12 protein-coding genes are annotated in these 13,802 nt (G+C 68.7%); 6 read left to right on the forward strand and 6 right to left on the reverse strand.

From position 1 onward, the window contains the following. Positions 1 to 11 precede the first annotated feature (11 nt). The 3 genes from EV648_RS20355 to EV648_RS20365 all read right to left on the reverse strand — a co-directional run bounded on the left by EV648_RS20355 (position 12) and on the right by EV648_RS20365 (position 3,531). Positions 12 to 1,544 (reverse strand): long-chain fatty acid--CoA ligase, encoded by a 1,533-nt coding sequence (locus tag EV648_RS20355; RefSeq protein WP_132293824.1) that lies wholly within the window; start codon positions 1,542 to 1,544, stop codon positions 12 to 14. A gap of 66 nt (positions 1,545 to 1,610) precedes the next feature. Further along, positions 1,611 to 2,726 carry a DUF5938 domain-containing protein gene (locus EV648_RS20360; protein WP_132293827.1) on the reverse strand — a complete coding sequence of 372 codons (1,116 nt, stop codon included), beginning with the start codon at positions 2,724 to 2,726 and terminating at the stop codon, positions 1,611 to 1,613. Position 2,727: 1 nt separating this feature from the next. Beyond that, positions 2,728 to 3,531 carry an SDR family NAD(P)-dependent oxidoreductase gene (locus EV648_RS20365; RefSeq protein ID WP_132293831.1) on the reverse strand — a complete coding sequence of 268 codons (804 nt, stop codon included), beginning with the start codon at positions 3,529 to 3,531 and terminating at the stop codon, positions 2,728 to 2,730. Positions 3,532 to 3,717: 186 nt separating this feature from the next. On the opposite strand from EV648_RS20365, the gene EV648_RS20370 reads away from it, so the two are divergent. Then, entirely contained in the window at positions 3,718 to 4,338 is a 621-nt protein-coding gene (locus EV648_RS20370) for a TetR/AcrR family transcriptional regulator (protein WP_132293834.1), read from the forward strand. Positions 4,339 to 4,346: 8 nt separating this feature from the next. Here the strand turns inward: EV648_RS20370 and paaK are convergent, their stop codons facing one another. From paaK to paaI, 3 genes are read right to left on the reverse strand one after another with little or no spacing between them, the layout of a single operon-like run. Further along, the gene (gene paaK / locus EV648_RS20375) at positions 4,347 to 5,666 is read right to left on the reverse strand and encodes a phenylacetate--CoA ligase PaaK (RefSeq protein WP_132293837.1); all 1,320 of its coding nucleotides are present in this window, start codon (positions 5,664 to 5,666) and stop codon (positions 4,347 to 4,349) included. Positions 5,667 to 5,686: 20 nt separating this feature from the next. Further along, the gene (gene pcaF / locus EV648_RS20380) at positions 5,687 to 6,892 is read right to left on the reverse strand and encodes a 3-oxoadipyl-CoA thiolase (RefSeq protein ID WP_132293840.1); all 1,206 of its coding nucleotides are present in this window, start codon (positions 6,890 to 6,892) and stop codon (positions 5,687 to 5,689) included. Continuing rightward, positions 6,889 to 7,314: a hydroxyphenylacetyl-CoA thioesterase PaaI gene (paaI, locus tag EV648_RS20385; protein WP_132293843.1), complete on the reverse strand. Its 426-nt coding sequence runs from the start codon at positions 7,312 to 7,314 to the stop codon at positions 6,889 to 6,891. Before paaI ends, pcaF begins: the two co-directional genes overlap by 4 nt. Before the next feature lie 125 nt (positions 7,315 to 7,439). Here paaI and paaN point away from each other — a divergent pair, with 125 nt between their 5' ends. The 5 genes from paaN to EV648_RS20410 all read left to right on the forward strand — a co-directional run bounded on the left by paaN (position 7,440) and on the right by EV648_RS20410 (position 13,784). Then, a complete protein-coding gene (gene paaN / locus EV648_RS20390) occupies positions 7,440 to 9,125 on the forward strand; it encodes a phenylacetic acid degradation protein PaaN (protein ID WP_132293846.1) in 1,686 nt (561 codons plus the stop codon). 109 nt (positions 9,126 to 9,234) lie between these two features. Continuing rightward, positions 9,235 to 10,605 carry a serine hydrolase gene (locus tag EV648_RS20395; RefSeq protein ID WP_241995402.1) on the forward strand — a complete coding sequence of 457 codons (1,371 nt, stop codon included), beginning with the start codon at positions 9,235 to 9,237 and terminating at the stop codon, positions 10,603 to 10,605. Positions 10,606 to 10,680: 75 nt separating this feature from the next. Next, on the forward strand, positions 10,681 to 11,199 hold the full coding sequence (locus EV648_RS20400; RefSeq protein ID WP_132293852.1) for a flavin reductase family protein: 519 nt from the start codon (positions 10,681 to 10,683) through the stop codon (positions 11,197 to 11,199). A gap of 67 nt (positions 11,200 to 11,266) precedes the next feature. After that, positions 11,267 to 12,298 carry a zinc-dependent alcohol dehydrogenase family protein gene (locus EV648_RS20405; RefSeq protein WP_132293855.1) on the forward strand — a complete coding sequence of 344 codons (1,032 nt, stop codon included), beginning with the start codon at positions 11,267 to 11,269 and terminating at the stop codon, positions 12,296 to 12,298. 208 nt (positions 12,299 to 12,506) lie between these two features. Continuing rightward, positions 12,507 to 13,784 carry an ABC transporter substrate-binding protein gene (locus EV648_RS20410; RefSeq protein WP_132294162.1) on the forward strand — a complete coding sequence of 426 codons (1,278 nt, stop codon included), beginning with the start codon at positions 12,507 to 12,509 and terminating at the stop codon, positions 13,782 to 13,784. The last annotated feature ends 18 nt before the right edge of the window (positions 13,785 to 13,802 follow it).

Consider the following 13,802-nt stretch of genomic DNA (forward strand, 5'->3'; position numbering starts at 1 on the left):
CGGAGCAACGCCTACTGATTTAACAGGCGAGTCTTCACCTCGGTCTTCAGCACCTTGCCGACCTTCGAGCGGGGCAGGTCGTCCCAGACCTCCACCTGCTTCGGCGCCTTGACGCTGCCGAGCCGGCTCTTCACGTAGTTGCGGACCTCCGACTCGGTCACGGTCAGCCCGGGGTGGAGTTGCAGTACAGCGGTCACCCGCTCGCCCCACTTCTCGTCGGGGAGCCCGACGACCGCGCAGTCGCGGATCGCCGGGTACGTCATCAGCGCCTGCTCGACCTCGGCCGAGTACACGTTGAAGCCGCCGGTGATGATCATGTCTTTCGCCCGATCCACTATGTAGAGGTAGTTGTCGTCGTCGAGGAAGCCGATGTCACCGGTGTGGTGCCACCCGTACTGCGCCGCAGCCGCCGTGGCCTCGGGATTCTGGTAGTAGCCGGCCATCACCAGCGAGCCGCGGACGACGATCTCGCCGCGTTCCCCGCGCGGCAGCAACTGCCCGTCGTCGGCCATGATCGCCACCTGCGTCAGCGGCGACGGCCGTCCGGCCGAGGCGAACCGCTCGACCGCGGGCGAGCCGTCGGCGTGGAAGTGGTCGGCCGGCGCCATCGTCGAGATCATCATCGGCGCCTCGCTCTGGCCGAACAGTTGCGCCATCACCGGTCCGATCCGGGTCAGCGCCTCTTCCAGCCGGGCCGCGGACATCGGAGCGGCGCCGTACCAGAAGCACTGCAGGGAGCTCAGATCCGTCGTGGGCAACGAGGAATGCGCGAGCAGCATGTAGATCAGCGTCGGCGGCAGGAACGTGTGGGTGACGCGATGCCGCTCCACCAGCGTCAGGAAGTCGGCCAGGTCCGGCGCCGGCATGATCACGATCTCCCCGCCGAGCGTCAGCACAGGGAAGCACAGCACCCCGGCCGCGTGGGTCAACGGAGCCAGCGCCAGGTACACCGGCCGGCCGGAGAACGGGTAGCTCATCAGCGTGATCGCCGACATCGTCTCCAGGTTCCGCCCGGTCAGCATCACGCCCTTCGGCCGCCCGGTGGTACCACCCGTGCCGACCAGCAACGCGGTGTCGTCCAAAGGCTCCCGCTCGAAATGCTCAGCCGGTACTGCGTCCAGCCACTCCGCGAGGCTGATTGCCTCAGGCAAGGAATCGTCCAGGCAGATCACGGTGGTCAGCTTCGGCAGGTCCGGGAGGATCTTCTCCACCAGCGGAAGGAAGGCCCGCTGGAAGATCAGGCAGGAGCAGTCGAAGGCGTCGAGCAGTTCGCGGTTCTCGGCCGCCTCGTTGCGCGGGTTCACCGGGCACCAGATCGCGCCGGCCCGGGCGATCCCGAACACGCACGCGAACGAGATCGGGTTGTTCGCGGACAGGATCGCCACCTTGGCACCCGGCGCGATCCCCGACCGGTCGAGCGCCCGCGCCACCTGCCAGGAGAACTCTTGGACCTCGCCGTAGCTGAGCGACGTACCGTTCATCGTCAGGCAGGGGGCGTCGCTGCCCAGCGAGGCACCCTTGTCGAGATAGTCGAACAGCCGCACGCGGAACTCCAGGTGGTACAGGTGCGGGGGAGCCTGGGGGGTGGTGGCGGCGCCCCCGCACCTGGTCTAGTGGTGAACGGTCAGGACCGGCTCGAGCACCAGCCCGAAGCTCCGCAGTACGCCGAGCAGTTCGCGGTGTCCGAAGGCCTGGCACGCCGAGGCGAGCCCCGCGCGCCTCGGTGGCTGCTGCAGCAAGGAGTACGCCGCGTACGCCTGCAGGGCGCCGGTCTGCTTGTAGTTGCTGTTGCCGTAGATCACGCAGTGCGCCCGGCCGAGCGGCCCGGAGGCGTGCACCGAGTCGAGCGAGGTGTTGATCCGCGGGTTCTCCCGCGGGGGCATGCTCGCCTGGACCGAGGCGGCCACCTCGCCGAGCGCTGCATCCTGCTGCTCGGCCGGGAGCGTCTTGATCTGCGTCTCCACCATCTTCACGGCGTCGACGACGCCCTGCATCACGGCCCGGTCGAACACCCCGCCGGCCACCTTCACGTTGGCCACCCGTGGGTCGTTCTTGAACCAGACCGGATGACTCGTCCCGCCCCACGGCAGCGCGAGGGCACTCGCGTGCTGGCCGGGTACGTTCACCTCGAAGGTGGTGAGCGGGTCCCACTTCACCAGTTCGTTCTGCTCCAGGTAGTGCCAGTCGGCCTTCAGGATGGTGAAGATCGTCTGGGTCGACGCGTACGTCGGGAACCCCTTCCAGAGCACCAGGATGTCGAGGGTGTCGAGGCCAGGAGTCTCCAGGCAGATGTTCGCGGCGATCTCGCCGGTGGTGTACATCTGCGCGACGCCGGGGGAGAGCAACAGCCCTTCGGCGGTGAACTTGTCGCCCCACCTCGCCTGCGCGTCCAGGATCCAGTCCTGCTCGCCGGTGGTGTCCAGGTAGTGGCACCCTGCCGCGAGACTCGCCTCGACCACCTCGGGGCCGTACTTGATGAACGGCCCGACCATGTTGCTGACCACCTTCGCGCCGCGGAAGAGGTCGGTCAGCGCACTCACGTCGTGCTCGACCTCGACCACCTCGTGGTCCACGGTGTCGATCCCGGGCACCCGGTCGAGCACCTCCTGGACCCGCTTCTTGTCCCGCCCGGCGGCGATGAACGGGACGTTGAACTCGCGCAGGTACTCGCAGACGAGCCGCCCGGTGTACCCGGAGGCGCCGTACACGACGACGGGTTTGCTCATCTCACATCCCCATTCCGCCGTCGACCGGCAGACCCGCGCCGGTGATGAAGCGGGACGCGTCCGAGGCGAGGAAGACCACCGCGTCGGCGATGTCGGACACCTCGCCGAGCCGGCCGAGCGGGGTCAGCCCGATGACGTCCCCGACGGCTGCCTCGGCGGACGGCCAGAGCCCGAGGGTGACCATGTCCGCGGCGAGCTGCATGCCCATCTCGGTCGGCACCAGACCGGGGTACACACAGTTCACCCGTACGCCGTAGCCGAGCTTGCCGGACTCCATCGCGGCCACCCGGGTCAGCCGGTCCACCGCGGACTTGGTCGCGGAGTACCCGGAGATACCGGGGAAGGGGATCGTCGCGGCGACGCTGGAGATGTTGACCACCGAGCCACCAGTCCCGGCGGGTCCCTCCGGCCGCATCGCGCGGAACGCGTGCTTCAGCCCCAGCGCGGTACCGAGGACGTTGACCTCCAGCATCCTGCGGACGTCGGCCGGGTCGAGGTCGACCACCAGGCCGGACAGTTCGACGCCGGCGTTGTTCACCAGGATGTCCAGGCCGCCGAGCTCGGAGATGGTCGCGGTGATCGCCGCTTCCCAGCCGGCGTCGTCGGTCACGTCGAGGGGTACGAAGGCCGCGGTCGCACCGGTGTCCTTGAGCGAGTCGGCGGTCTCCTTGCCGAGGTTCTCCTGGATGTCGGCGATGACCACCGAGGCGCCGGCCTTGGCCAGAGCTTCCGCCATCCCGGCCCCGAGCCCGCGCGCACCCCCTGTCACCAAGGCTTTTCGTCCGGTCAGGTCGTACCCGCTCATGAACTCTCCCCTTTCGGCCGGCTGCTGGACCTACGCTGACCGCCCGATCACCGGTGAGGTGCGGTGACCGGGCGATGAGCTCAGCGTTACGAAGTTCTTGACACTCGTCAAGAGTTTCTTGGACAACTGTCAAGAAATTCTGCCGGCCGGGTTAAACTGCCCGGGAGCTATCCCTGGAGGCTGACCGTGACCGAGGTGACGGACCGGATCTCGCGCCGGCAGGTGGACAAGTTCGGTGAGCGTCGCGCCCAGCTCGCCACCTCCGCGCTGCGCACCCTGTCCGAGCTCGGCTATGCCCGGACGAGCCTGCGGGAGATCGCGCAGAACTCCGAGTTCTCGCACGGCGTGCTGCACTACTACTTCCGCGACAAGGTCGAGCTGATCACGTACTGCGTGAAGCTCTACAAGGCCGAGTGCGTCACCCGCTACGACCAGATCGTGGCGACGGCCCGGTCGGCCGACCAGCTGCGCACCGACTTCGCGCAGGCGCTGGCCACCACCTGTGACGAGGACGGCACGATGCACCGCCTCTGGTACGACCTGCGCAACCAGGCCCTCTTCGAGGAGAACTTCCGCGAGGACGTGCTGGAGATCGACCAGACCCTCGAACTGATGATCTGGCGCATCGTCAGCACCTACGGCGAGCTCAGCGGCACCCCGATCACCGTCTCCCCCTCAACGGCGTACGGCCTCTTCGACGGTCTCTTCCAGCAGGCCCTCCTCCGCAACCTGGCCCACCAGCCCAACGCCCTCACCGACCTCCGCACCGGCGTAGAACAAACCCTCCCCAAACTCCTGATCCGCTGAAGCCCCGGCTAGCGGCGGCGGTCGTCGCGGATTCGTTTGGCCTTGCCCAGGGAGCGTTCGAGGGCGTGTGGGGGGAGGACCTCGACGGTGGCGGTGACGCCTACGCGGTTTTTGACGCGGCGAGACAGGGCTGACGCGGCGGTGGCGTAAGAAGAGGTGGGGAGGTCGGGGGCGGCTTCGACCTGGACGGTGAGTTCGTCGAGGCGGTTGGGGCGGCTCAGGACGCAGAGGTAGTGCGGGGTGAGGCCTTCGACCAGCAGGAGTTGTTCCTCGATCTGGGTGGGGAAGACGTTCACACCGCGGACGATCATCATGTCGTCGGTGCGGCCGGTGATCTTCTCCATCCGGCGCATCCCCGGGCGGGCGGTGCCCGGCAGCAACCGGGTCAGGTCGCGGGTGCGATAGCGCAGTACCGGGAAGGCTTCCTTGGTGAGGGTGGTGAAGACGAGTTCGCCGGCCTCGCCGTCCGGCAGCACCTCGCCGGTGACCGGGTCGATGATCTCCGGGTAGAAGTGGTCCTCCCAGATGTGCAGGCCGTCCTTGGTCTCGACACACTCCTGCGCGACGCCGGGACCCATGACCTCGGACAGTCCGTAGATGTCGACGGCGTGCATCCCCGTCTTGCTCTCCACCTCCGCGCGCATCTGCTCGGTCCACGGCTCGGCGCCGAAGATGCCGACCCGCAGCGAGGTCTCCCGCGGATCCATGTCCCGGGCAACCATCTCGTCGACGATGGAGAGGAAGTAGGACGGCGTCACCATGATGATCCGGGCGCCGAAGTCGCGGATCAGGTCGACCTGGCGCTCCGTCATCCCGCCCGACACCGGAACCACCGTGCAGCCGAGGCGTTCCGCGCCGTAGTGCGCGCCGAGCCCGCCGGTGAACAGCCCGTACCCGTACGCCACGTGGCACACGTCGCCCGCGCGACCACCGGCGGCGCGGATCGAACGGGCGATCAGGTCGGCCCAGTTGTCGATGTCCCGGCGGGTGTAGCCGACCACCGTCGGGCGTCCCGTCGTACCGGAGGAGGCGTGCACGCGGACGACCTGCTCACGGGGGACGGCGAACATGCCGAAGGGGTAGTTGTCGCGCAGGTCCTGCTTGGTGGTGAACGGCAACCGGCTCAGGTCCGAGAAGTCCCGCAGGTCGCCGGGCGCGAAACCCACCTTGTCGAGCGCCGCGCGATAGTGCGGCACGTTCTCGTACGCCGCGCGCACCGTGGTCTGCAGACCGGCCAGTTGCCGCGCCCTGAGCTCGTCGACCGACAGCCGTTCGCCGGCGTCGAGCAGGTCGTCAGGGCACGCGTCACCGAGGAATCGATCCGTCATGGGGACCTCCGGGGGAAGGGTCAGGGGCGGGCCAGCAGGGTCGCGATGCCCTGGCCTACCCCGATGCACATGGTGGACAGCGCGTACCCGGCGTCGCGGTGGCGAAGCTCCAGGGCGGCAGTGAGAGCCAGACGGGCGCCGGACATGCCCAGGGGGTGACCCAGAGCGATGGCGCCGCCGTTCGGATTGACGTGCTCGGCGTCGTCGGCGAGGCCAAGCTCACGCAGTACTGCGAGGGACTGAGCCGCGAAGGCCTCGTTCAGTTCGATCACCCCGACGTCGGCCAGGTCGACCCCCGTCCGGGCCAGCACCTTGCGGGTCGCCGGGACCGGGCCGATGCCCATGATGCGCGGAGGCACTCCGGCGGCCGCGGTGCCGACGATGCGGGCCAGCGGAGTGACGCCGAGGCGTTCGACGGCCTCGCCGCTCATCACGAGCAAGGCGGCCGCGCCGTCGTTCACCCCGGACGCGTTGCCGGCGGTGACGGTGCCCGGGTCGCGGAAGGGAGTCTTCAGGCCGGCCAGGGCCTCGAGCGAGGTCTCGCGCGGGTGCTCATCGACGTCGACCACCGTCACGGCGCCGCGCTTGCCGGGGACGGAGACCGGCACGATCTCCTCGGCGAGCCGACCGTTCGCGATCGCCTTGGCCGCGCGCTGCTGACTGCGCAGAGCGAACAGGTCCTGGTCCTCGCGGGACACGTTGTAGTCGGCAGCGACGTTCTCCGCGGTCTCCGGCATCGAGTCGATCCCGTACTGCTTCTTCAGCACCGGGTTGACGAACCGCCAGCCGATGGTGGTGTCGAAGATCTCCGCCTGCCTCGAATAGGCAGTAGTCGCCTTGGGCATCACGAAGGGTGCCCGCGACATCGACTCGACGCCACCGGCCAGGACGATCTCGTTGTCCCCGGCAATGATCGAGCGAGCGGCCGAGGCCACCGCGTCCAGGCCGGAGCCGCAGAGCCGGTTGATCGTCGTGCCCGGAACGCTGTCCGGCAACCCGGCCAGCAGCAGGGCCATCCGGGCGACGTTGCGGTTGTCCTCGCCGGCCTGGTTCGCGCAGCCGAGGATCACGTCGTCGATGGTCGCCGGATCGAGCGAAGCGTGCCGCGCCAGCAGAGCCGAGACGGCGTGCGCCGCGAGGTCGTCCGGGCGGACCGCGGCGAGCGCGCCGCCGTACCGGCCGATCGGGGTGCGGATGCCGTCCACCAGGTAAGCCGCGCGGGTCATGACTCCTCCTTGACGATGCTGCCGGACAACTGACGGCTACGGCCGCGGAACTCGGCGATCACGTCGTCGCCGCGCCGCACCGTCACGTCGTAGATCGCGTTCCGCCCGTACGACGTCCGCTCGCGGGCCTCGGCGACCAGCAGGTCGCCGCGCTGGGCGGGAGCGATGAAGACGATGTCGCAGGCCTGGGCGACGGTGACCTGGTTGCGGGAGTTGCAGGCGAAGGCGAACGCGGAGTCGGCCAGGGTGAAGACGAAGCCGCCGTGGGCCATCCCGTGGCCGTTCACCATGTCGTCGCGAACCGGCATCTCCAGTACCGCCGTACCGGTACCGACCGAGACCAGCCGCATCCCCAGGCCCGCGCTGGCGGTGTCGTCCGCCCACATGGCGGCAGCCACCTTCGATGCCAGTTCGTCAGCCATGAGGCCCACCCTAGTGATGACCCAGATATGACACTGTAGTCGCGATATGGACAGAGACTGTAACATCGCCCACGTCGCCCGAAGTCCCTAGGCTGAGTACACCCCGAGATCCAGGAGCGCGCCCGATGACGTCGACCACCGCAGCCGGCTGGCTGGAGACCCACCGCGAACGACTGGACGGAGCGCTCGAGGCGATCCGCAGCCGCGGCTACTACTCCGCCTACCCCGAGTCCCCGAGCCCGCGCCTGTACGGCGAGACCGCCGCCGCGGACGGGAAGGCCGCCTTCGAGGCGCACCGCGGTACGACGTACCCGGTCGAGACGCCGGGCGCGAACGGCACGGTCACCACCGAGCAGTCGCCGTACGGGGTGCCGCTGGACGTGCAGTACCCGCGCACTACCGAGAGCGGCCTGGACGAGCTCCTCGATGCGGCCCGGAAGGGTATGACGGACTGGCGCAACGCGGGCGTGGATGGCCGCGTCGGCGTCACCCTGGAGATCCTGGACCGGCTGCACAAGCGCATCTTCGAGCTCGCCAACGCGGTTCAGCACACCAGCGGCCAGGCCTTCGTGATGGCGTTCCAGGCGGGTGGCGCGCACGCGCTCGACCGGGCGCTCGAGGCGATCGCCTACGCGTCCGAGGAGATGAACCGCTACCCCACCACCGCGGTCTGGGAGAAGCCGGCCAAGGGCGACTCGATCCGGCTCCAGAAGAACTTCACCGTCGTCGGTCGTGGGGTCGCGCTGGTAATCGGCTGCAACACCTTCCCGACCTGGAACTCCTGGCCCGGCCTGTTCGCCTCGCTCGTCACCGGCAACGCCGTCGTGGTGAAGCCGCACCCGCTCGCCGTACTGCCGCTGGCCCTGACCGTCGAGGTGTGCCGCGAGGTCCTGGCCGAGGCCGGCTTCGACCCGAACCTGGTGACGCTCGCCGCCGAGCGCCCGGGCGACGGCCTGGCCAAGCCGCTCGCGCTGCGCCCGGAGGTGAAGATCATCGACTTCACCGGCGGCAGCGAGTTCGGCCAGTGGCTGGAGCAGAACGCGACCCAGGCCGAGGTGTTCACCGAGAAGGCCGGCGTCAACGCGGTCATCATCGACTCGACCGATTCCTTCAAGGCGCTCTGCAACAACCTCGCCTTCACCCTCTCCCTGTACTCCGGCCAGATGTGCACCACCACACAGAACCTCTTCGTCCCGGCGGACGGGATCGAGACGGACGAGGGCCACAAGTCCTTCGACGAGGTCGGCGCCGGGATCGCGAGCTCGATCGGCAAGCTGCTCGGCGACGACGCCCGGGCGGTCGAACTGCTCGGCGGCATCGTCAACCCGGGCGTGATCACCCGCCTCGAGCTCGCCCCGGAGTACGGCGACGTGGTGCTGGAGTCGCGTGCGATCAAGCACCCGGCGTACGAGGACGCGGTGGTCCGCACCCCGCTGCTGGTCGCCATCGACGCCAAGGACGAGGAGGTCTACGGCCAGGAGTGCTTCGGCCCGGTCTCGTTCCTGGTCCGCACGGCCGGTACAGCGGAGTCGATCGACCTGTTCCGTCAGACGGTGGACGAGGGTGGTGCGATGACGGCCGGGGTCTACTCGACCGACGAGCAGACCCTGGAGCGGGTCCGGGACGCGGCGCTCGACGTCGGTGTCGCGCTGTCGGAGAACCTGACCGGCCAGGTCTTCGTGAACCAGTCGGCCGCCTTCAGCGACTTCCACGGCACTGGCGCCAACCCGGCCGCGAACGCCACCTACACCGACGGCGCATACGTGGCCAGCCGCTTCCGGGTGATCCAGTCGCGTCGCCACGTTGCGTGACTGTCGCGCGGACTCGCGGGGTTGAAGTTGCTGGCTGCCCGTCGGTGAGCGGAGTCTGTCCGGGAGGTAGGGATCACTGCCTCTTCTGCCAACCCTGCAGGGAGCAACCGTGGCACAGACGTTGACCGAGGTTCTCGCGTACTACGACAGCTGGCTGGCGTTCAACCAGCGGTATCAGCGGATCCCCGGGGTCCAGGCCGCATTGTTCGCCGATGACGGGATCGCCTACTCCTCGGCGTACGGGCTGGCCGACGTCGAGCAGGGGGTCGCGCTGACCGAGCAGCACCTGTTCCGGATCGCCTCGCACTCCAAGACGTTCACCGCGACGGCCGTGCTGCAACTCGTCGAGCAGGGCAAGGTCCGGCTCGACGACAAGGCCGGCACGCACGTCACCGAGATCGTCGGGACGCCGGTGGGCGAGCGGACCGTGCGGGATCTGCTCAGCCACGCCGGCGGAGTCACCCGGGACAGCCCGGAGGCCGACTTCTGGCAGCTCGCGACCAGCTTCCCGGACCGGGGGCACCTGCTCGACGTACTGTTGCAGCCGGACTCCGCGGTGATCCCGGAGAACGACCGCTTCAAATACTCGAACATCGGCTACGGCCTGCTCGGCCTCATCATCGAGGCGGCCACCGGTACGTCGTACAACGCCTACGTGCAGAAGGAGATCGTCGACAAGCTCGGGCTGACCGCGCTCGGTCCGGAGCTCGACCCGAACCGGAGCGCGGAGTACGCCGCCGGGTACAGCTCCTTCGCCTACTCCACCGAGCGGGTGCCGATCGAGCACGTGGACACCCGAGCGCTCGCCGCGGCGACCGGCTTCTACGGCAACGCGCGCGATCTCGTCACCTACTTCTCTGCGCATCTGTCCGCCGACGGGCGGTTGCTGACGGATGCGTCGAAGCGGCAGATGCAGCACCCGCTGTGGAAGACCGGCGAGGAGGACGGGCCGCGGTACGGGCTCGGGCTGCAGCTGTCGAAGGTCGGCAAGCGGGAGGTGTTCGGGCACGGTGGCGGCTACCCGGGTCACATCACCCGGTCCCTGGTCGACGGCGAGCGGCGGATCGCGGTGTCGGTGCTGACGAACGCGATCGACGGTCCGGCGGCCCAGCTCGCCGAGGCGGTGCTCAAGCTGGTCGACCTGGCCGAGTCGGAGGATCGTGGCGAGGCTGCCGACCTGGCCCGCTTCACCGGCCGCTACGCGAACCTGTGGAGCGTGAGCGACATCGCCCTGCTCGGCGGTCGCCTCTACGTGATCGACCCGACCTCGCCGGACCCGGCCGCGGAGCCGACGACGCTGGAGGCCGATGGCGACACCCTGCGCGTCACGGGCGGCAACGGCTACGGCTCGTACGGCGAGTCGTACCGGTTCACCTTCGACGCTGACGGGAAGGTCGAGTCGGTGCGCGGCTCGAGCGGTCTGATCAGCCACCCGCTCGACACCTTCACCCTGCCGGCACGGGTGACGGTCCAGAAGTGATTGCCTGAGGCACCTGTCCCGGCCCCGCCCCACGGGGCCGGGACGAATTTCCCGGGGCGGCGTAGCGTTCGGGGCATGACCATCCATGGTGAGCATCCGTTCCTGCCGCCGGAGTCGGAGCGCAGCCCGGTCCGCCGGCTCCGCGGCCGGCTGCCGTCCCCGGTCAGCCTCTGGACCACCGCGTACGACGGGAAGCGGGCCGGGCTGACGGTGTCGTCGATGCTGGTGGCCGATGGTGATCCCGGTTTCGTGATCGGGCTGATCGACCCGGACTCGGACCTGTGGGAAATGTTGCAGGCGGCAAGGACCGCGGTGGTCAGCCTGCTCGGTGCGCCGCATCAACAACTCGCGGACGCCTTCGGGTACGTCGCGCCGGCGCCGGGTGGTCCGTTCCGGATGATCGAGTGGGACGACACCGAGTGGGGTCCGGCGCCCGTCGGGGTCAGCACCTGGGCCGGCTGCCGGCTGGTTGACGCGGATCCTCTGCAGGTCGGCTGGGCCCTGCAGGTCCAGTTGGAGATCGCCCACGTGGAACTGGCTCCCGAGGAGCTTTCGCCCCTCGTCCACCGCCGCGGCCGCTACACAGCTCTCTGACCGCGGGCCGGCTGAGTGTGGAGGACCCTCCGGTTCGCTCGGAGATCCTCGTGCTTAGGGTGAGCCCATGCGAGCCACGACGATCCACGCTCCGTTCGACGTCCGGCTGAGCGAGGTCCCCGACCCGGTGATCAGCAAGCCCACCGATGCGATCGTCAAGATCGTCGCGGGCTGCATCTGCGGCTCGGACCTCTGGCCGTACCGCGGCGAGAACAAGATCACCCCGGGCAGCCGGATCGGCCACGAGTACGTGGGAGTCGTGCAGGAGATCGGCTCGGACGTGCGGACGGTCAAGCCGGGCGACTTCGTTGTCACCCCGTTCGTCGCGAGCGATGGCACCTGCCCGAACTGCCTGGCCGGACTGCAGTCGGTCTGCCAGAACATCGTCGGCATAGGCAGTAACGGGGCGGATGGCGGCCAGGGCGAGTACGCGAAGGTCCCGTGGGCCGACGGAACGCTCGTCGCCACGCCCGCAGTACCGGACGACTCGCTGGTTCCCTCGCTGCTCACGTTGTCGGACGTGATGGGCACCGGCTGGCATGCCGCCCGGGCTGCGCGAGTGAAGCCCGGCGACACCGTCGTGGTGGTCGGCGACGGCGCGGTCGGACTGTGCGGTGTGCTGGCTGCTTCGCGGATGGGCGCCGAGCGAGTGGTCGCGCTGTCGCGACACGAACCGCGGCAGAAGATTGCGCGCGAGTTCGGTGCCACGCAAATCATTGCCGAACGGGGTGACGAGGCAACGACCGCGGTGATGGAACTGACCGACGGCGTTGGCGCGGACGCAGTACTGGAGTGTGTCGGGACGAACCAGTCGTTCGAGACCGCCTTCGCGGTGGCCCGGCCCGGAGCGACCGTCGGTTTCGTCGGAGTGCCGCACGGCGTCGAGGTGCCGATCGGCCGGATGTTCAGCCGGAACGTCGGTCTGGCCGGTGGCGTCGCCCCGGCGCGGGCTTACCTCCCGGACCTGATGGCGGACGTACTCTCAGGTGAGATCAACCCCGGGCTCGTCTTCGATCTGGAGTTGCCGTTGGACCAGGTGGCGGAGGGCTACAAGGCCATGCACGAGCGGCGCGCGATCAAGGTACTGCTGCGTCCGTAGGTCGCGGTGGCCTCGTCGGACCAGTAGGTCAAGAGGCCTGCGGCGGCAGTATGTGTGCGCTCTCATACCAGATGTGCGCAAGGGATCACGTCTGCGCAACGCGCCTGCGCGGAGCGTTGACACCTGACCGGCCTCGTGCCCACAGTTGGGCCGTCAAGGGGGCATTCGTTGTCAGACAGCTCCATGAGCTGATCGGAGAGTGAACAAGATGCGTGGTGGTTGGAGCAGGACCTTCGCGGTGGTGGGTGCCGTGGGTCTTCTCGCGGTCAGTGCCTGCGGAAACAGCGATGACAACAGCAGCGGGGACTCGGCTGCCAGCAAGGACGTCACCGTTTTCACCTGGTGGGCCGACGGTGGCGAGAAGGCCGGCCTGGACGGACTCGTCTCGGTCTTCGGCACCGAGTGCAAGGACTTCAAGTTCGTCAACTCCGCCGTCGCCGGTGGCGCCGGCTCGAACGCCAAGCAGGTGCTGGCGAACGACCTCGCCGCGGGCAAGCCGCCGGCGACGTTCCAGGCGCACGCCGGCGCCGAGCTGGGCGACTACATCAAAGCGGGTCAGGTCGACGACGTCAGCGGTCTCTACAAGGAGTTCGGTCTGGACAAGGCCTTCCCGCAGAGCCTGATCGACAACCTGACCGTCGACGGCAAGATCTACTCGATCCCGGCCAACGTGCACCGCGCGAACGTGGTGTGGGCCAACCCGGCCGTGCTGAAGAAGGCGAACATCGACGGCGCCACCGCACCGGCGAACGTGGACGCGTGGATCGCGGACATGGACAAGCTGAAGGCCGCCGGCGTGAAGGCGCCGCTGGCCATCTCCAAGGGCTTCGCCCAGGAGATGCTGGTCGAGGCGGTGCTGCTGGCCGAGCTCGGGCCGGACAAGTTCATCGGTCTGTGGAAGGGCGAGACCGACTGGGCCGGCTCCGACGTGACGGCCGCGCTGGACAAGTACAAGAAGCTGCTGTCCTACACCAACGCCGACCGCGAGGCGATCGACTGGCCGGACGCGCTGCAGTACGTGAACAAGGGTCAGGCCGGCTACACGCTGATGGGTGACTGGGTCGCCGCGCAGCAGCTGGCCGACAAGATCCCGGACACGGCCTACACCTACTGGCCGGCTCCGGGTACGGCGGGCAACTTCCAGTACCTGGCGGACTCCTTCACGCTGCCGACCAACGGGCAGGACCCGGATGGCGCGAAGTGCTGGCTGAAGGTCACCGGCTCGGCCGAGGGCCAGAAGGCGTTCAACACCAAGAAGGGCTCGATCCCGGCCCGCTCGGACGCGGTCCCGGCGGACTACCCGAAGTACCAGCAGACGGCGATGGCCGACTGGAAGAAGGACAAGATCGTTCCGTCCTGCGCGCACGGCGCCGCCTGCACGCTCGGCCAGAACAACGACATCCTGTCCGCGATCAGCCAGTTCAGCGGTAGCCAGAACGTAGCCCAACTGCAGACGGCGTTCGCCAATGCGATGAAGACGAGCTGATGCCGGCCGAGTTGCGGA

This window comes from Kribbella sp. VKM Ac-2568, assembly GCF_004345365.1.
Taxonomy (GTDB): Bacteria; Actinomycetota; Actinomycetes; order Propionibacteriales; family Kribbellaceae; genus Kribbella; species Kribbella orskensis.

Excerpts from the sequence above, each read along its gene's own strand:
- EV648_RS20410 (WP_132294162.1), top strand. The coding sequence starts at position 12,507 with ATGCGTGGTGGTTGGAGCAGGACCTTCGCGGTGGTGGGTGCCGTGGGT.
- EV648_RS20365 (WP_132293831.1), bottom strand. The coding sequence starts at position 3,531 with ATGAGCGGGTACGACCTGACCGGACGAAAAGCCTTGGTGACAGGGGGT.
- paaN (WP_132293846.1), top strand. The coding sequence starts at position 7,440 with ATGACGTCGACCACCGCAGCCGGCTGGCTGGAGACCCACCGCGAACGA.
- EV648_RS20405 (WP_132293855.1), top strand. The coding sequence starts at position 11,267 with ATGCGAGCCACGACGATCCACGCTCCGTTCGACGTCCGGCTGAGCGAG.
- EV648_RS20400 (WP_132293852.1), top strand. The coding sequence starts at position 10,681 with ATGACCATCCATGGTGAGCATCCGTTCCTGCCGCCGGAGTCGGAGCGC.
- paaK (WP_132293837.1), bottom strand. The coding sequence starts at position 5,666 with ATGACGGATCGATTCCTCGGTGACGCGTGCCCTGACGACCTGCTCGAC.
- EV648_RS20360 (WP_132293827.1), bottom strand. The coding sequence starts at position 2,726 with ATGAGCAAACCCGTCGTCGTGTACGGCGCCTCCGGGTACACCGGGCGG.
- pcaF (WP_132293840.1), bottom strand. The coding sequence starts at position 6,892 with ATGACCCGCGCGGCTTACCTGGTGGACGGCATCCGCACCCCGATCGGC.
- paaI (WP_132293843.1), bottom strand. The coding sequence starts at position 7,314 with ATGGCTGACGAACTGGCATCGAAGGTGGCTGCCGCCATGTGGGCGGAC.